Consider the following 21,440-nt stretch of genomic DNA (forward strand, 5'->3'; position numbering starts at 1 on the left):
GCTATTGCTGATCCCGAAGAACCAGCCGCACTTGCATCAAGCGCCCACACTTATCGGCTGTTAGTTTTTAAAGAGCACATCGCAAAACAGAGTCATCACATCAACTTCCGCCTTGCGTCGCTGCGTTGTCAGCAGCAGAGAAACGAGATTATGAAGAACGTTTCGGCTTTCGTCAACAAGAATTTCGAACTTCCTTTCTCGCCGATCGCGCTCGGAGTCATCTACCGCCGCTCCCAGCACTCCACCGATACCGCCTTTCCCGCTTCCTTCGCGCTTCGTCGAATCGCGAAGGAACGAAATTCTAGTGATTGAGATGGGGAAGCGCAAGGCGTTGCGCAAAAAATCCGATGCGCTCGACTCGCCCATTCGCATGGCAAATCGGCGCGCCGCAACGCCATACGGTTAAACCTCGGTCCGAGCGACTACAATTAAAGGTTCACCGCACCAATTCACTCAAGTATCGATATGCGCTCGCGAATCGCAAAACGTATCCCCCCGGACGCAGAGAAGCTCGTCAGCCTCTCCCTGGCGCTTTTCGCGTCCGGAAGCCGCGTCGAGGATCGCTTCTGGGAAGCCCGCCTCGACACGCTCATCGCCAAGCTCGTGCGTAACGGCAATCAGACGACGCTCGACGCCGCGCTCGACCATCTGCAACAGAACCATCCGGACGCCTACGGCGCGCTCGCCGACATGGCCGAGACGCACAGCGAGTCGTTCAGGATCGATATCGAGGGCGCGCCGCATGAAGCACTGCTGATCGCCGCACCGGTGCTTGCCTGGACGCGCTACGCGATTCCGTCCGGCACACTCAAGAGCGACGCCGTCGACGCCCTGCGCACCCAGATGCAGGCACATGTACTGGCCGCAGACGCACGCGTGGCCGTCGCGCCGTATCTCTATAGCATCGACCAGTTGCCGCGACACCACGTCGACACCGCGCGTCTCGCGCAACAACTGCTCCAGACCGCCTTGGGCGGCGCCACCGCACGCCTGAACCTGTCCGATCTCCCGGAAACGTCGCCGATCCTGGCCGACCCGCGCTTCCTGCTGGCTCTCGTTGTCGTACCGGCCGGCGAAGCGTTTTTCCGCTGGCAGGAGGACGAGAACGGCAGTCGAGTCGAACGGGGTCAGTGTCTGGAGCAGTGGGTGGCCCAGGGCGGACCGAGCTTCGCATCCATCCTGCCGGGCTGCGAATTCGAATGCCTGCTTCCCGACGCCTACTATTCGGCGTGCCGCGACGCAGACGAGCAGGTTCGTCCGCATACAGTGCGTACCGCGGTTCGCTATCTCTTCGATACACTCGGCACCGCGCCGCAGGACCTGCGCGCGGTCATCGCGGGTTTCGGCGAGCGGCGTGTCGATGAATACCGCATCGGCTTCACGCGCCGCGGCAGCAACGATGTGATCTACGGCGTCGTCTGGCCGCTCTACGGACGCGAAAACGGGGAACTCGGCATGGACGAAGATTCCGCCGACCTCGATGGCGCCGACGGTCCGGTCGAAGAGATCGTCGAATTGCTCAAAAAGGCGGGCATCACGGACGTGCGCCGCCATGCCGGACGCTTCGAGCCGGAATTCTGCGACGACTGCGGCGTGCCGCTCTACGCCGATCCGCTCGGTGAGATCGTGCACGCGGAAATGCCTGAAGACGCGGAGCCTGCGCAGCCTCATTTCCATTGATTTCGGGCTTGTAAGCGCGCCCCACTCAGTGTTAACCCCGCCCTCGCGCGGGGTTTTTTGTGTATTTATGCCTATGCCGTTCGGATAGGGGGCGCAATTACCTCAAGTTTGTCAATATTGCCGTGACGCCGACACATCAGCCGGCGCGCAGTCCCGGAATGAGAGCACCGGGCGTATCGACCAGAGGTAAGGCATGAAAATCAATATCATCGGTTCCGACGCAGAGCGCCGCGCGGGCCTCAAAACATTGCTTCGCCGTATCGCGCGTCAAGCGCAGTTCCACGAGGCGAAAGACTGGAGACAAGCTCATTCCGCCCTGAAACGATCACAGCCCGACATGATCGTGATCGACTGGGAACCGGGGCTGCGCGGTGGCGATCTGCAGACCCTGCTCGACGAAGCGCCTCGCGTGCCGGCTGCCATCATGGTTGACCGTTGCGGCGCCGCCCTCGTCTACTCGCTGATGAGCGCGGGCGCGATGGGCGTAATTCCACGGGCGCTTGATCCGTTATTGATTCTTCGCGCGCTCGAAATGGTGATGGCCGGCGGACATTACATTCCCGCTGATGTGGTCGACCCGGAATTGACGCGTGAACTCGCGGCACGCCGCGCCCAGGAGAGCGCGAAACCGTCGATCAGGCTTCGTCACCATCCCACGCTGTCACCCAGGCAGCAGCAGATCATGCGCTGCGTGCACATGGGGAGCACCAACAAGATGATCGCCAAGACACTCGGCATCAGCGAAGGCACGGTGAAGATCCACCTTGCAAGTATCTTCCAGCAATTGGGCGCGACCAATCGCGCTGCCGCGGTCGCGATCTACAACGGCGTGCAAACCGCGCATCTCGAGATTCTGCGCAGCAGTACCTCGAAGCGAGTTCGCGTCGTACCGGGCGAGTCGTGTATCGTCCCGCTGCGCCGGCGGCAGATGCGTTACCCGTCACTCCTCGAAGATGATGCGGAGGCGCTGCCGATGGCCGCGGAGCCGGACTCGTCGTCGTTCTAGCAACAAACCCGTCGAACGGGTCCGTCCTTTGCGCACACGTTTCACGCGCAACGAGTAATATGCAAGGCATGGGGTTCTTCTACACACCGCTACCGCTTTGGCTTACTGTCGGCAGCTGGATCGTCGCCGCGGGAGTGCTCGCGCTCGCGCTACTGCAACGTCCCTTCGCTCGCCTGCAGGACGCCACACTGCAGCACGTATGGCTCGGCATCGTCGTCGCGGTCACGGTGCTGTGGGCATGCAACGCATGGTTCGACGACGGGCCCGTCATCCATCTGCTGGGCGCGACGCTGATGGTCACGCTTTTCGACTGGCGGCTCGCGCTCATCGGCACAGCAGCCACAACAGGACTCGCGGCCGTCGTGCTCGACGCATCGTGGCTCACGGTGGCAACCACCTATCTCCTGTTCGGCGCGCTGCCGGTCGCGGTCTCGACGCTGCTGCAACGCCTGAGCAACCTCTGTCTGCCGCGCAACCTTTTCACCTTCATCGCCGGGCATGGTTTTGTAACGTCGGCGGCCGCCGTGGCTGCGGCGTGCGGAGCCACCATCCTGCTCGAAATGGCGCTCACCGGCGGGCCGATCGTCGTGCCTGCGGCGTTCACACGAGGCTCGCTCCTTCTTTGCGCGGGCGAGGCCCTGTTCACGGGCCTGCTCACTATCCTGATCGCGGTCTACAAGCCCGCATGGATCACAACCTACGATGTGCGCCGCTATCGTCTCGATCGCGGTCCGCGCGTGTAGGTTTCTCCTGGCGCAACAGCCTGATACGCGGCTCGTCGCCGCGTATCGGAATGCGGGCGATGGTCGCGCATGCAAAGTGCGATAAGATTGAACTCATTCCCTACACGGCGCATCTTACTTGCCCGTGTCTTCTTAGCGCCCAAATTGATGGAAAGTAACTACGCACCGCGCCGGCTCCTGCGGCTCGTCGGCCGGTTGGCGGTATGCGCGTCGTTGGCATGCGCGGTGTCCGCTTTTGCCGATTCGCTCGACGAGCGCAATGAACTGATTCACCACTTCGTCACCGACCTCAACGCCAATCCGCTCGTCGCGGATTGCGCCGCGCATGGCAACTTTATCGCCAGCACGTCCACGGCTTTCGACCACGTGGAATTCCCGCCGAACTCATTCGATGCTTCTCATTCCACCATCGAACCGTGGAACGATTCCTTCGACGAGAAAAAGCAGCGCATCAAGGTGGACAATGTCGTGACCGTCGAAGGTCAGGGCATGCCGAAGGACGACGAACGCGACCCGACTCCGCTCAAGTTCCGCTGCGGCTATGTCGGCAGCCAGATGCTCGCATTCGGCTGGAACGACCCGGTGCCGCCGTTGCGCGCGCGCGCCGAGCCGCACTCGACACGCAGCAAGGGCAAGCACGGCGCCAAAACCAAATCCTCATCGGGCAAGTCGAAGTCGTCCGCCAAATCGGGCAGCACCTCGAAGTCCACGAAGAAGTCGACCAAGAAGCACTGAGCGGCAGCCATCGCGCGTCGAAGACACGGTGCAAAAAAGGGCGTGGCCGCACGAAGCGGCCACGCCCTTTTCGCTTTTGCGGCGCTTCAATGCCGCGAACGCACGTCGTCAGTCAGCGGCCGACTGCAAATGCCACAGGATCGCCTGCAGCATCGACGCGCCGAGCGCCGCGCTGCGTGCTCCGCTCCAGCCCACGCTCTCATCCGGCAGATTCGCGTTGTCCTTGAACGGCATCTCCAGCGTGAGCGACAGACACTTGTACTCGTTGCCGATGTACTTCGACGCGAGCTTCAGTGCATCCGTCTGATACTTGCTCGACTCGTAGCCGTAGACGTCCTGAAAATCAGGGCTGGCCTGTTTGAAGAAATCGACGAAGGCCTTTTGCTCCTTCGCCTGCCGCTCGGTGAAGCCGGGCAGCATCTCCGATCCCGCGACGAACACATAGGGAATCGCCTCGTCGCCGTGAATGTCGAAGAACAGATCGCAGCCGGTTTCCGCGATCGCCTCGCGCACGCACAACACTTCCGGGCTGCGCTCCGCGCTCGGCTCCATCCATTCGCGATTCAGGTTCGCGCCCGCCGCATTGGTGCGCAGGTTGCCGAGCGCGCTGCCGTCCGGATTCATGTTCGGCACGATATGGAAGATGGCTCGCTCGAACAGCGAGCGCGCGACCGGATCGCCCGCCCAGTCACCGAAACCCGCGAGACGCTTGACCAGTCCCTCCACGAACCATTCGGCCATCGTCTCGCCCGGATGCTGACGCGCGATGATCCACACTTTCTTCTTAGGCTCGGCGTCGCCGAAGTCCGGAATGCCGAGCGAGAGCACCGACATCGGCCGGCCCTGCACCGTGCTGCCGAGTTCGGTCAGCGTCGCGAGCGGCATCTGCTGGACCGCGCCGAGAAACTCCGAGTGGCGCTCTTCGCTGTACGGCTCGAAGTATGCGTAATAGATGCGGTCGAAGTCGGGCGTGTGGTCGATCTTCAGCACCTGTCCGTCGTATTCGGTCGATACGCGGAACCAGTTCACGCGGTCGTAGCTCGCGACCGCTTCATAATCGCGCCAGCCTTCCGGAAACGCGCACTGCGCCGCGTTTTCGAAGGTCATCACGAGACGCTCGCCGCGGGCGCCCGACACGCGGAAGTAGAACCATTGCGCGAAGTCCGCATGCGAGTCGGGACGAATGCGCAGGCGAATGTCCGTGGGTTCGTCGGCGTTGAGGACTTCGATCGCGCCCGCATCGAAGTTACTTGAAATGGAGATGAAGCTCATCGTCGTGTCCTTGCTTGCTGTCGTGTCGGCAATCGCGCCTTAGTCCGCAATGCGGCGGCGAAATACGTAGGTCGAATCGTTCGATGCCTTCGCATCGAATTTGTAGCCTTCGGTGTCGAAGCCCTTGAGCGCTTCCGGCTCGTCGATGCGGTTCTCGACCGCATAACGCGCCATCATGCCGCGCGCGCGCTTCGCGTGAAAGCTGATGATCTTGTAGCGTCCGCCCTTCCAGTCCTCGAATACCGGCGAGATGACCGGCGCCGCGAGCAGCTTCGGCTTGACCGACTTGAAGTACTCCTCCGAGGCGCAATTCACCAGCACGCGCGCGCCGCGCTGCTTCTTCAGTTGCTCGTTGAGCGCCGCCGTGATGCGCTCGCCCCAGAACGCGTACAGGTCCTTGCCGCGCGCATTCGCGAAGCGCGTGCCCATTTCGAGCCGATACGGCTGCAGCAGGTCGAGCGGACGCAAAAGCCCGTAAAGACCCGACAGTACGCGCACATGGCTCTGCGCGAAATCAAGGTCGGCGGCCGAAAGTGTTTTTGCCGCGAAGCCTTCGTAGACGTCGCCGTTGAACGCGAGCACCGCCTGCTTGGAATTGTGCTCGTCGAAAGTCGTCGACCAGTCCGCGTAGCGCTGGAAATTCAGCACCGCGAGCTGGTCGGAAATGCCCATCATGCCGCCGATCTGCTGTGGCGAAAGTCCGCGCAGACCATCGATGAGTTCAGCGGCGTCATCGACGAATTGCGGCAGCGTGTGCTTCCTGATGTGAGCGGGCGTCTCGTAGTCGAGCGATTTGGCGGGCGAGAGAACGATTATCATGTAGGCTCGCCGGCACGCCGCCGGCGATCATTGGCATAAACCCCTGATTGTATCGAATGGACAATTCCGCCGCGCTGCCGCCGTCGCCCGTGCGCGTCGTGCTCGACTCCAATGTCTGGATCGACATCCTCGTGTTCGACGACCCCGCTACACGCCCGATTCATGCGGCCCTGCAGGCGCGCACGCTCGAAGCGCTGATCGATGCGCGCTGCCTCGCGGAGCTGACGCACGTGCTCGACTATCCGCAGTTCGCGCGTATGAACGTCGACAAGTCCGCCGCGCTCGAGAGCGTCGCGTGCCTCTCCACGCTCGTCGCCGCGACGCTGCCCGAAGACGCCCGCCCGCTGCCCCAATGTAAAGACCGCGACGACCAGAAGTTCATCGAACTGGCGTACGCTTCCGGCGCCCGCTGGCTCGTATCGAAGGACCGCGCCGTGCTCAAGCTCGCGCGCCGCGTCGCGCGCGACTTCGGCTTTCGCATCGCGGAGCCGAAGCCATTCGTACTCGAATTCGAAGCCCACGCGGCCGCGCCCGCTGCCATCGGCTGATGCTGTCTTAAAATAGCCGCGTGCCACAGTCCACTGCCCACATGACCATGAACGCCACGCACGAATTGCCTCAGACTCCGCCCGAGCTCGCTTTCCCGTCGCGTCTGCCCAATGTGGGCACGACCATCTTCACCGTGATGAGCGCGCTCGCCGCGCAGAAAGGCGCGGTCAATCTCGGTCAGGGTTTCCCCGACTTCGATTGCGACCCACGCATCGTCGATGCCGTCGCGAACGCGATGCGCGAAGGCCACAATCAATATCCGCCGATGGCCGGCGCCGCGCCCTTGCGCCAGGCGATCGCGCGCAAGATCGACGCGCTCTACGGCCGCGCGTACAACCCCGACACCGAGATCACCGTGACCGCGGGCGCCACGCAGGCGCTGCTCACGGCGATTCTGTGCTGCGTGCATCCGGGCGACGAAGTCATCGTGATCGAGCCGATGTACGACAGCTATGTGCCGTCGATCGAGCTCGCGGGCGGCAAGCCGGTATTCGTGTCTCTGGAGGCGCCCGACTATGCGCTGCCGTTCGACAAGATCGCCGCCGCGATCACGCCGAAGACGCGCCTCCTGATGATCAACACGCCGCACAATCCGACCGGCCGCGTGTGGCACGCCGACGACATGCGCAAGCTGGAAGACATCGTGCGCGGCACCAACGTGCTGATCGTCTCCGACGAAGTCTACGAGCACATGGTCTACGACGGCGCCCCGCACGAAAGCGTCTCGCGCTATCCGGAGCTTGCGAAGCGCAGCTTCGTCGTGTCTAGCTTCGGCAAGACTTTTCACGTGACGGGCTGGAAGATCGGCTACGTCGCGGCGCCGGCCGCGCTGACAGAGGAATTCCGCAAGGTGCATCAGTTCAACGTGTTCACCGTGAACACGCCGATGCAGATCGGACTCGCGAAATATCTCGAGGACCCGAAGCCGTATCTGGAGCTGCCCGCGTTCTATCAGAAGAAGCGTGACTTCTTCCGCGCAGGTCTGGCGAAGACGCGCTTCTCGCTGCTGCCGTCGGAAGGCACGTACTTCCAGTGCGTCGATTACTCGAAGATCAGCGACATGCCCGAAGCCGAGTTCTCGCAATGGCTCACGAGCGAAATCGGCGTGGCGGCGATTCCAGTGTCGGCGTTCTATCACGAGAGTCACGAATCGGGCGTCGTGCGCTTTTGCTTCGCGAAGAAGGAAGAAACGCTGGCGCTCGCGCTGGAGCGGCTCGCGAAGCTCTGACCCTTCGGCGTGCGCGCCACAACCAGGAGTCGACCGGAACATGAGTACGCAAGACTTCAAGATTCAAACGCTCGGCATCGTCGGCAGCGGCGCGATGGGGCGCGGCATCGCGCAGATCGCGGCGCTCGGCGGGCTGAACGTGCATATCTACGACACGAACCCGAAAGCGCTCGCCGCCGCGCGCGAGTATCTTTCGGAAACGTTCGCGAAGCTCACCGCCAAAGGCAAGCTCAAGGAAGCGGATGCGCACGCGGCGCTCGCGCGCATTCGCGACGCGGGCAACGAGACCGAGCTCTCCGATTGCGATGCCATCGTCGAGGCGATCGTCGAGAATCTCGACCTCAAGCGCGAGTTGTTCCGCGAGCTCGAAGCGGTCGTCGGCAAGCATTGCATCCTCGCGTCGAACACGTCGTCGCTGTCGATCACGGCGATCGCCGCCGGATGCGCACATCCCGAACGCGTCGTGGGCTTTCACTTCTTCAATCCGGTCCCGCTGATGCGCGTCGTCGAAGTGATCGACGGCCTGCGCGGCGACCCGCGCGCCGGCGATGCGCTGATGGACCTCGCGCGGCGCATGGGCCACACGCCGGTCCGCGCGAAGGACATGCCCGGCTTCATCGTCAATCACGCGGGGCGCGGCATGAACACCGAAGGCCTGCGCGTGGCGAGCGAAGGCATCGCGAGCTTCGCGGACATCGACCGCATCATGCGCGAGCAGGCGGGCTTTCGGCTCGGGCCGTTCGAACTGCTCGACTTGACCGCGCTCGATGTCTCGCATCCGGTGATGGAATCGATCTATCACCAGTTCTATGAAGAGCCGCGCTACAAGCCGTCGCCGATCACGGGCACGCGGCTCGCGGGCGGGCTCATCGGACGCAAGGCGGGCGAAGGGTTTTATCGATACGTCGATGGCAAGCAGCAGGCGCCCGACGAAGCGCCCGCGCCCACGCAACTGCCGACGCGCGTGTGGATCAGCCGCGCATCGCACGAAGGCCGCGAGCAGGTGCTCAAGCTGATCGCCAAATGCGATTGCTCGGTGCATATCGACGCGGGCCACACGCCCGAGCCGGACTCGCTGCTGATCGTCACGCCGCTCGGTTTCGATGCGACCACGACCGCGATCAGCGAGCATCTCGATCCGACGCGCGTCATTGCCGTCGATACGCTGTTCCCGCTCGACACTGTCGCGCGCCGCACGATCATGACGACGCCCGCGACCACGCCCGCGATGCGCGACGCGGCGAACGCCCTGTTCGCCTTCGACGGCGTGCCCGTCAGCGTGATCCGCGATTCGGCCGGCTTCGTCGCGCAGCGCGTCGTGGCGACGATCGTGAACATCGCGTGCGATATCGCGCAGCAGGGCATCGCGACACCCGCCGATATCGACCTCGCCGTCACGCTCGGGCTCGGCTATCCGCGTGGCCCGCTCGCGCTCGGCGATGCGCTCGGACCCGCCATCATCCTCACGATCCTGCGCAACATGCAGGACACGCTCGGCGACCCGCGCTACCGGCCCACGCCGTGGCTCGCGCGACGCGCCCAGCTCGGACTTTCGCTTACCCATATCGAGGAGCTCAGATGAGCGCCGAATTACTGACAGACCGTCCCGCGGGCAGCGACACCACGCTCGTGCTCAAGTTGTCCAATCCCGGCGCGCGCAACGCGCTGCATCCGGACATGTACGCCGCCGGCATCGAGGCGCTCAACACGGCCGAGCGCGACACCAGCGTGCGCGCGATCGTGCTGACCGGCGCGGACAACTTCTTCTGCGCGGGCGGCAACCTGAACCGGCTGCTCGAAAACCGCGCGAAGGACCCGTCGGTGCAAGGCGAAAGCATCGATATGCTGGCGGAGTGGATCAGCGCGTTGCGTTCATCGACCAAGCCGGTCATCGCGGCGGTCGAAGGCGCGGCGGCGGGCGCGGGCTTTTCGCTCGCGCTCGCGTGCGATCTGATCGTCGCCGCCGACGACGCTCGCTTCGTCATGTCGTATGCACGCGTAGGGCTGACGCCGGACGGCGGCGCGTCGTGGTTCCTGTCGCGCGCGCTGCCGCGCACGCTCGCGAGCGAAGTGCTGCTCGAAGCGAAACCGATCGGCGCCGTGCGTCTGCATGAGGTGGGCGTCGTGAACCGGCTGACGAAGAAAGGCATCGCGCTCGATGCGGCCATCGCGTGGGCCGACGATCTCGGCAGCGTGTCGCCAAAAGCGATGGCGCGCATCAAATCGCTCATCAACGCCGCCGACGTGCAGCCGCTCGCCGCGCATCTCGACATGGAACGCGACAGCTTCGTCGATGCGCTGCATCACGGCGATGCGCTCGAAGGCATCAGCGCCTTTCTCGAGAAGCGTCAACCGAACTATCGTTGAGCGCACATGGCCCAATACGAATTGCCGAAGCGCCGCCGCATCTTCCTGATGCGTCACGGCGACGTCACCTATTTCGACGACAGCGGCCGCGCGATCGATCCTGAAAGCGTGCCGCTCAACGAGCGCGGCCGCGAGGAAGCTAGCGCCGCAGGCCGCGAGTTCGCCGCGCAGAACGTGCGCTTCGATCGCGTGATCGTGAGTGGATTGCCGCGCACGCTCGAAACCGCGCAACGCGTGCTCGACGCGACGGGTCAGCAGGTCGAGATCGAAGTCTGGCCCGAGTGGCAGGAGATTCGCGGCGGCAAGCTCAAGGACCTGACGACATCGGATATCGAGCGAGCGTTTCTTTCCGTGTTCGATGGCCTCGTGCCGGAGGAGACGCGGTTTCTCGGCGGCGAGACCATCGGCGAATTGCTCGATCGCGCGCTGCCTGCGGTTGCGCGTCTGCGCGAAGACCAATCTTGGGACACGGTGCTGCTCGTGCTGCACGGCGGCGTGAACCGCGCGCTGCTGTCGCATGCGATCACGGCGGGCGGGCGCGCGTTCTTCGGGCATCTGTCGCAGGCGACAGGCTGCATCAACGCACTCGACGTCGGCGCAAAGACCAGCGACTGGGTCGTGCACGCGATCAACCATTCACCGCCCTCGCCGCTTCATGCCGATGTGCGCAACACGACGATGGAACTGCTCTACGCGCAATTCGTGCGCTACAAGGCCGGCGACATGAATTGACGCAGTAGCCCGGAGGAGACGATGCAAAACAACGAGACTCAAAAGCAGTCCGATTACTCCGCGTTCGAAGGAACGCGCCCCGTGCAGGACAAACAGCGTTTCGATACCGAAGCGCTCGCATCATGGCTCGCAGCGAATGTCGATGGCTTCGGCGGGCCGTTGAGCGTCGAGCAGTTCGCTGGCGGTCAGTCGAATCCCACCTTCAAGCTCGTCACGCCCGCGCGCAGTTATGTGATGCGCGCGAAGCCGGGCCCGGCGGCGAAGCTGTTGCCATCCGCGCATGCGATCGAACGCGAATATCGCGTGATGGATGCGCTCGCGTCGACCGACGTGCCCGTCGCGCGCATGCTCGCGCTGTGCGAGGACGAAAGCGTGATCGGCCGCGCGTTCTATGTGATGGAGTTCGTGCAGGGCCGCGTGTTGTGGGATCAGTCGCTTCCCGGCATGACGCGCGACGAACGCGCCGCGATCTACGACGAAATGAACCGCGTGATCGCGGCGCTTCATAGCGTCGATGTAGAGGCCGCAGGGCTTTCCGGCTACGGCAAGCCGGGCAGTTACTTCGAGCGGCAAATCGGACGCTGGAGCAAGCAATATGTCGCGTCGGAGACGGAAAAGATCGACGCGATGGACCGTCTCATCGACTGGCTGCCGCAGCACATCCCTGTCGCGCAGGAGTCGAAGGTCAGCGTTGTGCACGGCGATTACCGGCTCGACAATCTCATCTTTCATCCGCACGAGCCGCGCGTGCTCGCCGTGCTCGACTGGGAACTCTCGACGCTCGGCGATCCCCTCGCCGATTTCGCGTATCACTGCATGGCGTGGCATGTCGATCCGTCTCAGTTTCGCGGCATCGCCGGACTCGACTGGGCCGCGCTCGGCATTCCCGATGAAGCCGCATACGTGAAGCGTTATTGCGAGCGCACGGGCTTCGCGATCGAAGGCGACTGGAACTTCTACCTCGCCTACAACATGTTCCGCATCGCCGCGATTCTGCAAGGCATCATGAAGCGCGTCGTCGATGGCACCGCATCCAGCGAGCAAGCCGTCGATGCTGGCAAGCGCGCGCGACCAATGGCGGAACTCGCATGGCAATACGCGCAGAAAGTCGGCCGATAAGCACGCAGGAGACATCCGCATGAACTTCGATTACACGCCCAAAGTACAGGCGTTGCGCGAGAAGCTGCTCGCCTTCTTCGACGCGCACATCTATCCGAACGAGCGCGCATACGCCGAGGAAATCGCGTCGAATCGCGCGGCCGGCGACGCGTGGATTCCGACGCATTTGATCGAGGGCCTGAAGGAAAAGGCGCGTCAGGAAGGACTGTGGAATTTGTTTCTGCCCGCATCGGAACGCGGCGCGGGACTGACCAATCTCGAATACGCGCCGCTCTGCGAAATCATGGGCCGCGTGCCTTGGGCGCCCGAAGTGTTCAACTGCAGCGCGCCCGACACCGGCAACATGGAAACCATTGAGCGCTACGGCGCCGATGCGCACAAGACGCAATGGCTCGAACCGCTGTTGCGCGGCGAGATCCGCTCAGCCTTCCTGATGACGGAGCCGGAAGTGGCATCGTCGGATGCGACGAATATCCGCTGCAGCATCGCGCGCGACGGCGACAGCTACGTGATCGACGGCCACAAGTGGTGGTCGTCGGGCGCGGGCGATCCGCGCTGCAAGGTGTACATCGTGATGGGCAAGACCGATCCGGACGCGCCGAAACACGCACAACAGTCAATGATTCTCGTGCCCGCCGATACGCCGGGCATCGCCGTGCATCGGCCATTGAGCGTGTTCGGCTACGACGACGCGCCCCACGGTCACATGGACATCACGCTCGAGAACGTGCGCGTGCCCGCATCGAACATTTTGCTCGGCGAAGGACGCGGCTTCGAGATCGCGCAGGGCCGGCTCGGGCCGGGTCGCATTCATCATTGCATGCGGCTGATCGGCCTCGCGGAACGCGCGCTCGAACTGATGACGAAGCGCACGCTCGCGCGCGTCGCGTTCGGCAAGCCGATCGCGCAGCATGGCGTCACGCAGGAGCGCATCGCCGAGGCGCGCATCATGATCGAGAAGGCGCGGCTGCTCACGCTCAAGGCCGCGTACATGATGGACACCGTCGGCAACAAGGGCGCGCGCGGCGAGATCGCGATGATCAAGGTCGTCGCGCCGAATGTCGCCTGCCAGGTGATCGACTGGGCGATCCAGGCGCACGGCGCGGGCGGCGTCAGCGATGACTTTCCGCTCGCGTATGCGTATGCATCGGCACGCACGCTGCGCCTCGCCGACGGGCCCGACGAAGTGCATCGCAATGCGATCGCGAAGCTGGAGTTCGCGAAGCACGCCGAGTGAAAGTCAGAACGCGTGACGCGTGATGAACTCCGCGACGCATGCAGGCTTGTCGGCGCCTTCGCACTCCACGGTCACGAGCCAGCTCACCTGCACGTTGCCGGGTTCGACTTCGCTTGCGCCTTCTATCGCGAAGACCGCGCGCAGCCGCGAGCCCACGCGCACCGGCGACATGAAGCGCACACGGTTCATGCCGTAGTTCACGCTGATCCGCGCCACCAGCGGCACGCATTGCACGAGCCACATCGGCACGAGCGAAAGCGTCAGAAAACCATGCGCGATGGTGCCCCCGAACGGGGAATCGCGCGCGGCGCGCTCGACGTCGACGTGGATCCATTGATGATCTTCGGTGGCCTCGGCGAAGCGGTCCACGCGCGCCTGATCGATGATCGTCCAGTCGCTCACGTAACGCGCGAAACCCGCCGCCGCGAACACGTCGGCCATGCTCTGCAACGACGCGACGCTCACGCTTCGCCGCCCGGATGACGCAAGCCGAACAGCGCGGCCGAATCGACCGTGAGCACGAGCTCGCCGTGCTGGTTGTGCGCTTCCCAGCGCGTCTGCACGATGCCGCGATCCGGCTTGCTCTTCGACACGCGCTTGTCCAGTACGCGCACCGTGAGCCGCACCGTGTCGTCGACGCGCACCGGCTTGATCCAGCGGATGTTGTCGAGGCCGGGCGAGCCCATCGAGGTGGAATTGCCGATCATGTCGCGCACGAGAATGCCCATCATCGCGGAACAGGTGTTCCAGCCGCTCGCGACGAGGCCGCCGAAATGCGTCGCCTCGCCCGCCGCTTCCGTCAAATGAAACGGCTGCGGATCGTAGCGCTCGGCGAAGCCGACGATCTCTTCTCTCGTGAACGTATGCGCGCTCAACTGGACCGCGCTACCGGTTTCGAAATCCTCATACGCGTACTTCATGCAACGCCTCCTGATCAGCGTCATTGTTCGATATTGGAGAAAGCGGGAAGCGCGGCAAAGCGCGCGAGATGATGATCGACATCGCCGAGCGTCGTCTCGATGATCGAGAGGCGCTTGAACCAGTGCGCCGCGGGCAGCTCGTTTGTCATGCCCATGCCGCCATGCAGTTGCACCGCCTGCTGTCCGACGAAGCGGGCGGCCTGTCCGACGCGCGCCTTCGCGGCGGAAATGGCCTGCGCGCGCATGGCCGGGTCATCGCTCGTGTAGCGCGCGGCCGCGAGATAGGTGATCGAACGCGCCTGCTCGGTGTGAATCAGCATGTCGACCATGCGATGCTGCAGCGCCTGAAAGCGCGCTATCGGCGCGCCGAACTGCTGGCGCTCCTTCGTGTAGTCGACCGTCGCGCGATTGAGCGCATCGAGCGCGCCGAGGGCTTCGGCGCATAACAGGAAGGTCGCGTAATCGGCAATCCGCTCAAGCGTCGCGGCGCCCGTGTCTTGGCCGCCGAGACGCGTCGCCGGTGTCTGATCGAAAACGAGCGTTGCGGCGCGCTGACCGTCTATCGTGCGATATTCCGTCACGTGCACGTTCGCCGCCTCTTTCCCGACGGTGAACAGCGCCACTTCGCCGTCGATGCGCGCGGGCACGATCCAGCAGTCGGCCTGCGCGCCGTGCTGCACCATCGACTTCGTGCCGGTCAGCGTGAAGTTGCCGCCAGTGCCGCGCGCGATCGTGCGCAAGTCGAAGAGATCGTAGCGCGCGTGTGGCTCATGAAACGCAACCGAAAAACGCAGCTCGCCGCGCGCAGCGCGTTCCAGCAGATCGCCGCCAGCCGCCGCCAGCCGCAACGCCTCGATTCCCACGGCTGTCGCCCAATACGGCTCTACCACGAGCGTGCGCCCGAGCTCCTGCATGACGACGAGCATGTCCACCGGACCGCCATCGAAGCCGCCGTGCGCTTCGGGAACCGGCAACGCAAGCAGACCGAGTTCGGCGAACGCGCCCCAATGCCTTGCATCGACACCCGCATCCGAAGCGACGATCTTTTGCCGCGCATCGAACGCATATTCGCGATCGAGGTAACGGCGCAGCGCATCGCGGAACTGCTGTTGTTCGTCGCTGAAAGTGAAGTCCATGGCCGCCCCTCAAAGTCCCAGAATCATCTGCGCGATGATGTTCTTTTGAATCTCGTTCGAGCCGCCGTAGATAGATGTCTTGCGGAAGTTGAAGTAGTACGCGGCGAGCGGCGCGGCATCGTCGTCGCCAGTTTTGCTGTGTTCGCATTCGCCTTCGAGGAACGCGGGATCGAAGGCGGCCGCCTGCGGTCCGATGGCTTCGACCATCAGCTCGGTTAGCGCCTGCTGCACTTCGGTGCCCTTGATCTTGAGCATCGAGGCTTCCGGCCCCGGGCCCTTGCCGCCCGCCTCGCTCGCGATCACGCGCTGCACGGTCACTTCGAGCGCCATCAGTTCGATTTCGAGCGCGGCGACTTTCGCGGCGAAGAGCGGATCGTGCAGCAGCGGCTTGCCTTGCTTGTTGCGTTCGAGCGCGAGGCGTTTGAGGAACAGCAGCTCGCGCTTCGATTGCCCCACGCGCGCGATGCCCGTGCGTTCGTGGCCAAGCAGATACTTCGCGTAAGTCCAGCCGCGATTTTCCTCGCCGACGAGGTTGTCGAGCGGCACCTGCACGTCCTCGAAGAAAACTTCGTTGACTTCGTGATCCTCGTCCAGCGTGATGATCGGCCGCACCGTGATGCCGGGCGTCTTCATGTCGATCAGAAGGAACGAGATGCCTTCCTGTTTCTTCGCTTGCGGGTCGGTGCGCACGAGACAGAACATCATGTCGGCATGCTGTCCGAGGGTGGTCCAGGTCTTCTGTCCGTTGACGATGTAGTGATCGCCGCGTCGCTCGGCGCGCGTGCGTAGCGAGGCCAGATCCGAACCCGAACCCGGTTCCGAATAGCCTTGGCACCACCAGTCGGTGCCATCGAGAATACGCGGGAGATAGTGTGACTTCTGCGCCGCGCTGCCGTATTTCATCAGCACGGGTGCGACCATCGAAACGCCGAAGGGCAGCACCATCGGCGCGCCGGCGCGCGCGCACTCCTCGTCCCAGATATGGCGTTGCGTGACGTCCCAGCCGGGGCCCCCATATTCCTTCGGCCACGCGACCGCCGACCAGCCGCACGTGGTCAGCAGCTTGTGCCAGCCGACGTAATCGTCGCGAGTCAGACGTTTGTGATTCAGAACCTTGTCGCGCAGTGGGCGCGGGAGGTTGGCGTCGAGCCAGGTGCGGATATCGGCGCGGAAGGCGTCGTGGGCGGGGGAATAACTGAGGTCCATGCGCGGTGTCTCCAGTCATGGCCCGGTCCAGAGCCACGAGAGACGCCGCGCGCGAAACTTACTGCAGCGGCTCTTTCAATGCATCCGGCACGGGCAACGGCATCACGTCGATCCCTTCTTCGAGCAAGGCATGCGCATCCTCGGGCGTCGTGACGCCACGAATGTTGCGCGCCGGCGCCTCGTTATAGTGAATGCGCCGCGCCTCCTCGGCAAAACGCTCGCCCACGTTCTCGGTCTTCTCGATCAGCTCGCGCATGAACTGCAACGCACGCGCCTGCAAGGCCGCCGCTTTCGGCGCCGCCGCGGGCTGCGCTGGTTGCGGCGCCGCTTCGCCGCGCGCCGACGAAAGATTCAGGCGCGGTGCGGACGGCATGCGGCTCACGTCCGTCGTCGAGCAAACCGGACACGCAATCAGCTTGCGCGACAACTGCGACTCGAACTCCTCGGTCGAGGCAAACCAGCCTTCGAACCGATGTTCGTGCGAGCACTTTAAATCGAGGACCTTCATGCTGATGGGTTTCGGTGAAGTTTATCTCAAATTGGTTGTTTTTGAACGGTCGTGCTTAAATGACCAACGCAAATTTCCGCGCGACGCGAACCAGTCAGTCATTTTAGCCGTTCGGCCCATCCGACGCTTCGCGTCGCCTGAAAACGACGAAAGCGGCTCGAATAGCCGCTTTCGCTCAACTACCTGGGCCATGTCGGCCGCGTTCAGTCCTCGCTCGTCTGGCCTGCCTTCCACTCACCCGAGCGAATCTTCTCCAGCCAGAACACGCCGATGATCGTCTTCACGTCGCTGATGCTGCCGTCCTTCACCCAGTTCATCAGTTGCGCCTCGTCGGCAATGAAGGTTTCGAGGAACTCGCCGTCATCGAGCTTCGCATCGCCTGCGGCGAGACCGCGCGCGAGGTAAAGATCGATGAACTCCGTCGAATAGGAAATCACCGGATGGATGCGCGTGAGAAACGTCCATTCGCGCGCCGTGTAGCCGGTCTCTTCCTGCAGCTCACGCTTCGCGCAGGTCAGTTCGTCTTCGTTCGGATCGAGCTTGCCGGCGGGAAATTCGAGCAGCACGCGGCCAACGGGATAACGGAACTGACGTTCGAGCAGCACGCGGCCGTCGTCGAACACGGGCAGGATCATCACCGCACCGGGATGCTCGACGAACTCGCGCGTCGCGTGCTTGCCGTCGGGCAATTCGACGGTATCGCACTTGAGCGTCAGAAACTTGCCTTCATGCAGCGTGACGCTTTCGACCTTCTTTTCGATGAGGCCGTCGTCGTTGCGGGGAATCGAGGATTGGTCTGCCATCTAAAGCCCTTTGCCTTGCGAGCAAACGAGCCGCGAACGGCGGGTGGCCGTCAGCGGCGTTTGACGAGATATTGATACGTGAAGCCCGGGAACGCGAACACCACGAAGAGACTGAAGGTAATGGCGTAGAACTGCCATCCCTGATCGAAGCGGTTGCCGGCGCGCGCCTCCAGCATGAAGCCCAGCGCGCCGACCGCGAAGTAAAGAACGAACAGCTCGCCGATGCGAATCCACGCGCTCTTCTTCGCCGCACGGTGTCCCGTTGGCGCCGGAAGCGGCAACGGGACGATGGCGAAGAGGCGCTGATTCAGGAACGGCACGTTGGCGAACACGAGCGCCAACAGCACGATGAACCAGCCTGCCGCCGACATTACAGCGGCAGCGTGTGCGAGATTGCCGTCAGGCAGGCCGTCATCAGCGGACCCGGCACGAGGCCGAGCACCAGCACGGCGAGACCGTTGAACGCGAGCAGCGAACGGTTCAGGCTGCCGGCCACGATCGGCGACGAATCCGTCGGTGCATCGAAGTACATGAGCTTCACGACACGCAGGTAGTAAAACGCGCCAACCAGCGAGGTCATCACGGCCAGCACGGCGAGCCAGGTAAGACCTGCGTTCATCGTCGCTTCGAGCACGGCGAGCTTCGCGTAGAAGCCGACCGTCGGCGGGATGCCTGCGAGCGAGAACATCATGACCATCATGACGAACGCGAACACCGGGCTGCGCTGGTTCAGGCCCTTGAAGTCCTCCAGCATTTCGGCTTCGAAATCACGGCGCGCGAGCAGCATGACCACGCCGAACGAACCGAGCGTCGTCACCAGATAGACGATGCTGTAGAACATTGCCGAACTGTATGCGCCCGCTGCGCCGTTCACCTTGCCGTCGACCACGCCGGCCAGCAGGCCGAGCAGCACGAAGCCCATGTTGGAGATGGCCGAGTAAGCCAGCATCCGCTTGATGTTCTTCTGCACGATACCGGTGATATTGCCGACGATCAGCGAGAGCGCCGCGAGGATCACAAGCATTTCCTGCCAGTCCACTGCGAGCGGCAGCAGGCCCATCACCAGCAGGCGCAGGCCCCATGCGAACGCCGCGACCTTCGGGCCGCCGCCGGTGAGCAGCGTCATCGCGGTCGGCGCGCCTTGGTAGACGTCTGGCACCCACATATGGAACGGCACCGCGCCCATCTTGAACGCCACGCCCGCGACGATGAAGATCACGCCGAACAGCAACACCGCGTCGTTGATGTGACCCGACGCCACGGCCTTCAGCACTTCGTTCAGCTCGAGCGAGCCGGTCGCGCCGTAGAGCATCGAGATGCCGTACAGCAGGAAGCCGGATGCGAGCGCGCCGAGCACGTAGTACTTCATCGCCGATTCGTTCGACTGTGGCACGTCCTTGCGCAGCGCGATGACCGCGTACAGCGACAGCGACATCAGTTCGAGGCCGAGATACAGCGTGAGGAAATTGTTGCCCGAGATCATCACGCACTGACCGAGCAGCGAGAAGAGACCGAGCAGGAAGAAGTCGCCGCGGAACAGGTCACGGTCTTCCAGATACTTCTTCGAGTAGATGATCGATACCGCGTAGCCCAGACACACCACGGCCTTCATCGCGCTCGCGAACGGATCGACGATGTACATGCGCGTGAAGAAATAATGCGGCGTCGGGTCGAGCGCGGTGAAGGCGAACCACACGCCAACGACGATCGTCGACACGAGCGCGATCAGATATGTCGTGCCGCGGCTCTTCGGGCCGAACACCGTGTCGTTCAACCAGGCCAGGACGACCGACGCCATCAGAACCGCGTCGGGCCACAAGATACTCATAGAGGCGTTTTGCATGATCTTTTAGTTCCTCCGCACGACGTTACTGAGCCAGCGGCAGCTTGGACTGCGCGACGTGGGAGAGCAGGTTTTCCACCGATGCGTGCATCACGTCGGTAAAGGGCTTCGGATGCAGGCCCATGTAAAGCGTGAAGACCGCAAGAATGGCGAGCATCAGGAATTCACGGCCGCCGATGTCCTTTAGCTTCGCGACGTGGTCGTTCGCGACCGCGCCGAAGTACACGCGCTTGTACATCCACAGCGTGTAGGCCGCGCCGAGAATCAGCGTGAACGTCGCGAGGAAGGCGATCCAGAAGTTGTACTTCACCGCCGCCAGAATCACCATGAATTCACCGACGAAACCCGAGGTGCCCGGCAGCCCGCAGTTGGCCATCGCGAACAGCATCACGAACGCGGCGAACTTCGGCATCGTGTTCACGACGCCACCGTAATCCGCGATCTGACGCGAGTGGACGCGGTCGTACAGCACGCCGATGGAAAGGAACATCGCGCCCGACACGAAACCGTGCGAGATCATCTGGATGATCGCGCCTTCCACCGCGAGCTGGCTCGACGCGCCGAACATGAAGAACCCGAGCGTGACGAAACCCATGTGCGCGATCGACGAATACGCGACCAGCTTCTTCATGTCGGTCTGCACCATCGCGACCAGACCGATGTAGATCACCGCGATCAGCGACAGCGTGATGACGACCGGCGCGAGGAAATGGCTCGCATCCGGCGCGATCGGCAGCGAGAAGCGCAGGAAACCGTACGCGCCCAGCTTCAGCATGATCGCGGCCAGCACGACCGAGCCGCCCGTCGGCGCTTCAACGTGCGCGTCCGGCAGCCAGGTGTGCACCGGGAACATCGGCACCTTCACGGCGAACGCCAGGAAGAACGCGATGAACAGCAACACCTGCGGCGTCATGTCGATCTTCGCGGCCTGCCACGTGGCCAGATCGAACGTGCCCGTCTGCGTGTACAGATACAGCAGCGCGACCAGCATCAAGAGCGAGCCGGCCAGCGTGTACAGGAAGAACTTGAACGCCGCATAGACGCGGTTCGGGCCGCCCCACACGCCGATGATGATGTACATCGGAATCAGCGTGGCTTCGAAGAACACGTAGAACAGCAGGCCGTCCGCCGTCGAGAACACGCCGATCATGATGCCCGAGAGGATCAGGAACGCGGCCATGTATTGCGACACGCGCTCGGTGATCACTTCCCAGCCGGCGATCACGACGACCACCGTGATGAGCGCGGTCAGCACGACGAACCACATCGAGATGCCGTCCACGCCGAGGTGATACGTGATGTTGAAGCGCTCGATCCAGTTCGACTGCTCGACGAATTGCAGCGCGGCCGTCGAGTTATCGAAGCCGGTAATCAGCGGAATCGTGACGATCAGTCCGAGCACCGAGCCGACCAGCGCGAGCCAGCGCGCGGGCGCCGGATTGCGGTCGTTACCAACGGCGAGTACCAGCAGGCCAAAAATGATCGGCAGCCAGATCGCGACACTGAGAATCGGAAAAGAGTGCATGGGTCCCCTCGC

Annotated in this window: 23 protein-coding genes; 12 read left to right on the forward strand and 11 right to left on the reverse strand. The window is 63.3% G+C overall.

The features are described from left to right. The 5 genes from AWB79_RS14190 to AWB79_RS14210 form a co-directional block, all read left to right on the forward strand. Positions 1 to 312 (forward strand): hypothetical protein (locus AWB79_RS14190; RefSeq protein WP_157695782.1); only part of this gene is annotated, 312 nt, incomplete at its 5' end. A gap of 153 nt (positions 313 to 465) precedes the next feature. After that, positions 466 to 1,680: a DUF2863 family protein gene (locus tag AWB79_RS14195; protein WP_061168071.1), complete on the forward strand. Its 1,215-nt coding sequence runs from the start codon at positions 466 to 468 to the stop codon at positions 1,678 to 1,680. A 193-nt stretch (positions 1,681 to 1,873) separates the two neighbouring features. Next, positions 1,874 to 2,686, forward strand: a complete 813-nt coding sequence (locus tag AWB79_RS14200; RefSeq protein WP_061168072.1) for a LuxR C-terminal-related transcriptional regulator — start codon at positions 1,874 to 1,876, stop codon at positions 2,684 to 2,686. Positions 2,687 to 2,754: 68 nt separating this feature from the next. Beyond that, positions 2,755 to 3,429 (forward strand): energy-coupling factor ABC transporter permease, encoded by a 675-nt coding sequence (locus AWB79_RS14205; RefSeq protein WP_061168264.1) that lies wholly within the window; start codon positions 2,755 to 2,757, stop codon positions 3,427 to 3,429. A 147-nt stretch (positions 3,430 to 3,576) separates the two neighbouring features. Continuing rightward, complete coding sequence (locus AWB79_RS14210; RefSeq protein ID WP_061168073.1) at positions 3,577 to 4,164, forward strand: BspC domain-containing protein; 588 nt, start codon at positions 3,577 to 3,579, stop codon at positions 4,162 to 4,164. Between the two features lie 108 nt (positions 4,165 to 4,272). Here AWB79_RS14210 and AWB79_RS14215 read toward each other — a convergent pair whose 3' ends face one another. Then, positions 4,273 to 5,436, reverse strand: coding sequence for a M14 family metallopeptidase (locus tag AWB79_RS14215; RefSeq protein ID WP_061168074.1), 1,164 nt, complete (start codon positions 5,434 to 5,436; stop codon positions 4,273 to 4,275). A 39-nt stretch (positions 5,437 to 5,475) separates the two neighbouring features. After that, on the reverse strand, positions 5,476 to 6,255 hold the full coding sequence (gene yaaA / locus AWB79_RS14220) for a peroxide stress protein YaaA (protein WP_061168075.1): 780 nt from the start codon (positions 6,253 to 6,255) through the stop codon (positions 5,476 to 5,478). A 56-nt stretch (positions 6,256 to 6,311) separates the two neighbouring features. On the opposite strand from yaaA, the gene AWB79_RS14225 reads away from it, so the two are divergent. The 7 genes from AWB79_RS14225 to AWB79_RS14255 are packed head-to-tail and all read left to right on the forward strand — an operon-like array spanning position 6,312 to position 13,487. Then, positions 6,312 to 6,803, forward strand: coding sequence for a putative toxin-antitoxin system toxin component, PIN family (locus AWB79_RS14225; protein WP_061168076.1), 492 nt, complete (start codon positions 6,312 to 6,314; stop codon positions 6,801 to 6,803). A gap of 47 nt (positions 6,804 to 6,850) precedes the next feature. Beyond that, positions 6,851 to 8,032, forward strand: coding sequence for a pyridoxal phosphate-dependent aminotransferase (locus AWB79_RS14230; RefSeq protein WP_061168265.1), 1,182 nt, complete (start codon positions 6,851 to 6,853; stop codon positions 8,030 to 8,032). Between the two features lie 40 nt (positions 8,033 to 8,072). Further along, positions 8,073 to 9,614, forward strand: coding sequence for a 3-hydroxyacyl-CoA dehydrogenase (locus AWB79_RS14235; RefSeq protein WP_061168077.1), 1,542 nt, complete (start codon positions 8,073 to 8,075; stop codon positions 9,612 to 9,614). Continuing rightward, positions 9,611 to 10,399, forward strand: a complete 789-nt coding sequence (locus AWB79_RS14240; protein WP_061168078.1) for an oxepin-CoA hydrolase, alternative type — start codon at positions 9,611 to 9,613, stop codon at positions 10,397 to 10,399. Before AWB79_RS14235 ends, AWB79_RS14240 begins: the two co-directional genes overlap by 4 nt. Positions 10,400 to 10,405: 6 nt before the next feature. After that, the gene (locus AWB79_RS14245) at positions 10,406 to 11,131 is read left to right on the forward strand and encodes a histidine phosphatase family protein (RefSeq protein ID WP_061168079.1); all 726 of its coding nucleotides are present in this window, start codon (positions 10,406 to 10,408) and stop codon (positions 11,129 to 11,131) included. A 21-nt stretch (positions 11,132 to 11,152) separates the two neighbouring features. Then, entirely contained in the window at positions 11,153 to 12,250 is a 1,098-nt protein-coding gene (locus AWB79_RS14250) for a phosphotransferase (RefSeq protein ID WP_061168080.1), read from the forward strand. A gap of 19 nt (positions 12,251 to 12,269) precedes the next feature. Then, positions 12,270 to 13,487, forward strand: coding sequence for an acyl-CoA dehydrogenase family protein (locus AWB79_RS14255; RefSeq protein WP_061168081.1), 1,218 nt, complete (start codon positions 12,270 to 12,272; stop codon positions 13,485 to 13,487). Between the two features lie 3 nt (positions 13,488 to 13,490). Here AWB79_RS14255 and AWB79_RS14260 read toward each other — a convergent pair whose 3' ends face one another. The 9 genes from AWB79_RS14260 to AWB79_RS14300 all read right to left on the reverse strand — a co-directional run bounded on the left by AWB79_RS14260 (position 13,491) and on the right by AWB79_RS14300 (position 21,428). Next, positions 13,491 to 13,928, reverse strand: a complete 438-nt coding sequence (locus AWB79_RS14260) for a MaoC family dehydratase (RefSeq protein ID WP_061168266.1) — start codon at positions 13,926 to 13,928, stop codon at positions 13,491 to 13,493. Between the two features lie 20 nt (positions 13,929 to 13,948). Beyond that, positions 13,949 to 14,407: a MaoC family dehydratase gene (locus tag AWB79_RS14265; RefSeq protein WP_061168082.1), complete on the reverse strand. Its 459-nt coding sequence runs from the start codon at positions 14,405 to 14,407 to the stop codon at positions 13,949 to 13,951. A 20-nt stretch (positions 14,408 to 14,427) separates the two neighbouring features. Next, positions 14,428 to 15,543 carry an acyl-CoA dehydrogenase family protein gene (locus AWB79_RS14270; RefSeq protein WP_061168083.1) on the reverse strand — a complete coding sequence of 372 codons (1,116 nt, stop codon included), beginning with the start codon at positions 15,541 to 15,543 and terminating at the stop codon, positions 14,428 to 14,430. 9 nt (positions 15,544 to 15,552) lie between these two features. Then, positions 15,553 to 16,749 carry an acyl-CoA dehydrogenase family protein gene (locus AWB79_RS14275; RefSeq protein ID WP_061168084.1) on the reverse strand — a complete coding sequence of 399 codons (1,197 nt, stop codon included), beginning with the start codon at positions 16,747 to 16,749 and terminating at the stop codon, positions 15,553 to 15,555. 58 nt (positions 16,750 to 16,807) lie between these two features. Next, entirely contained in the window at positions 16,808 to 17,257 is a 450-nt protein-coding gene (locus AWB79_RS14280) for a DUF1178 family protein (protein WP_061168085.1), read from the reverse strand. A gap of 203 nt (positions 17,258 to 17,460) precedes the next feature. Next, the gene (locus tag AWB79_RS14285) at positions 17,461 to 18,060 is read right to left on the reverse strand and encodes an NUDIX domain-containing protein (RefSeq protein ID WP_061168086.1); all 600 of its coding nucleotides are present in this window, start codon (positions 18,058 to 18,060) and stop codon (positions 17,461 to 17,463) included. A 50-nt stretch (positions 18,061 to 18,110) separates the two neighbouring features. Beyond that, a complete protein-coding gene (locus AWB79_RS14290; protein WP_061168087.1) occupies positions 18,111 to 18,431 on the reverse strand; it encodes a DUF2818 family protein in 321 nt (106 codons plus the stop codon). Next, positions 18,431 to 19,903, reverse strand: coding sequence for an NADH-quinone oxidoreductase subunit NuoN (gene nuoN, locus AWB79_RS14295; protein ID WP_061168088.1), 1,473 nt, complete (start codon positions 19,901 to 19,903; stop codon positions 18,431 to 18,433). The genes AWB79_RS14290 and nuoN overlap by 1 nt, the downstream gene beginning before the upstream one ends. A 25-nt stretch (positions 19,904 to 19,928) precedes the next feature. Beyond that, the gene (locus tag AWB79_RS14300; RefSeq protein ID WP_061168089.1) at positions 19,929 to 21,428 is read right to left on the reverse strand and encodes an NADH-quinone oxidoreductase subunit M; all 1,500 of its coding nucleotides are present in this window, start codon (positions 21,426 to 21,428) and stop codon (positions 19,929 to 19,931) included. Positions 21,429 to 21,440: the final 12 nt, after the last annotated feature.

The organism is Caballeronia hypogeia (genome assembly GCF_001544875.2).
GTDB lineage: Bacteria > Pseudomonadota > Gammaproteobacteria > Burkholderiales > Burkholderiaceae > Caballeronia > Caballeronia hypogeia.

Bases quoted from the DNA above. Each gene is read 5' to 3' on its own strand.
- AWB79_RS14195 (WP_061168071.1), top strand. From the start codon at position 466: ATGCGCTCGCGAATCGCAAAACGTATCCCCCCGGACGCAGAGAAGCTC.
- AWB79_RS14200 (WP_061168072.1), top strand. From the start codon at position 1,874: ATGAAAATCAATATCATCGGTTCCGACGCAGAGCGCCGCGCGGGCCTC.
- AWB79_RS14205 (WP_061168264.1), top strand. From the start codon at position 2,755: ATGGGGTTCTTCTACACACCGCTACCGCTTTGGCTTACTGTCGGCAGC.
- AWB79_RS14210 (WP_061168073.1), top strand. From the start codon at position 3,577: ATGGAAAGTAACTACGCACCGCGCCGGCTCCTGCGGCTCGTCGGCCGG.
- AWB79_RS14215 (WP_061168074.1), bottom strand. From the start codon at position 5,436: ATGAGCTTCATCTCCATTTCAAGTAACTTCGATGCGGGCGCGATCGAA.
- yaaA (WP_061168075.1), bottom strand. From the start codon at position 6,255: ATGATAATCGTTCTCTCGCCCGCCAAATCGCTCGACTACGAGACGCCC.
- AWB79_RS14225 (WP_061168076.1), top strand. From the start codon at position 6,312: ATGGACAATTCCGCCGCGCTGCCGCCGTCGCCCGTGCGCGTCGTGCTC.
- AWB79_RS14230 (WP_061168265.1), top strand. From the start codon at position 6,851: ATGAACGCCACGCACGAATTGCCTCAGACTCCGCCCGAGCTCGCTTTC.
- AWB79_RS14235 (WP_061168077.1), top strand. From the start codon at position 8,073: ATGAGTACGCAAGACTTCAAGATTCAAACGCTCGGCATCGTCGGCAGC.
- AWB79_RS14240 (WP_061168078.1), top strand. From the start codon at position 9,611: ATGAGCGCCGAATTACTGACAGACCGTCCCGCGGGCAGCGACACCACG.
- AWB79_RS14245 (WP_061168079.1), top strand. From the start codon at position 10,406: ATGGCCCAATACGAATTGCCGAAGCGCCGCCGCATCTTCCTGATGCGT.
- AWB79_RS14250 (WP_061168080.1), top strand. From the start codon at position 11,153: ATGCAAAACAACGAGACTCAAAAGCAGTCCGATTACTCCGCGTTCGAA.
- AWB79_RS14255 (WP_061168081.1), top strand. From the start codon at position 12,270: ATGAACTTCGATTACACGCCCAAAGTACAGGCGTTGCGCGAGAAGCTG.
- AWB79_RS14260 (WP_061168266.1), bottom strand. From the start codon at position 13,928: ATGGCCGACGTGTTCGCGGCGGCGGGTTTCGCGCGTTACGTGAGCGAC.
- AWB79_RS14265 (WP_061168082.1), bottom strand. From the start codon at position 14,407: ATGAAGTACGCGTATGAGGATTTCGAAACCGGTAGCGCGGTCCAGTTG.
- AWB79_RS14270 (WP_061168083.1), bottom strand. From the start codon at position 15,543: ATGGACTTCACTTTCAGCGACGAACAACAGCAGTTCCGCGATGCGCTG.
- AWB79_RS14275 (WP_061168084.1), bottom strand. From the start codon at position 16,749: ATGGACCTCAGTTATTCCCCCGCCCACGACGCCTTCCGCGCCGATATC.
- AWB79_RS14280 (WP_061168085.1), bottom strand. From the start codon at position 17,257: ATGAAGGTCCTCGATTTAAAGTGCTCGCACGAACATCGGTTCGAAGGC.
- AWB79_RS14285 (WP_061168086.1), bottom strand. From the start codon at position 18,060: ATGGCAGACCAATCCTCGATTCCCCGCAACGACGACGGCCTCATCGAA.
- AWB79_RS14290 (WP_061168087.1), bottom strand. From the start codon at position 18,431: ATGTCGGCGGCAGGCTGGTTCATCGTGCTGTTGGCGCTCGTGTTCGCC.
- nuoN (WP_061168088.1), bottom strand. From the start codon at position 19,903: ATGCAAAACGCCTCTATGAGTATCTTGTGGCCCGACGCGGTTCTGATG.
- AWB79_RS14300 (WP_061168089.1), bottom strand. From the start codon at position 21,428: ATGCACTCTTTTCCGATTCTCAGTGTCGCGATCTGGCTGCCGATCATT.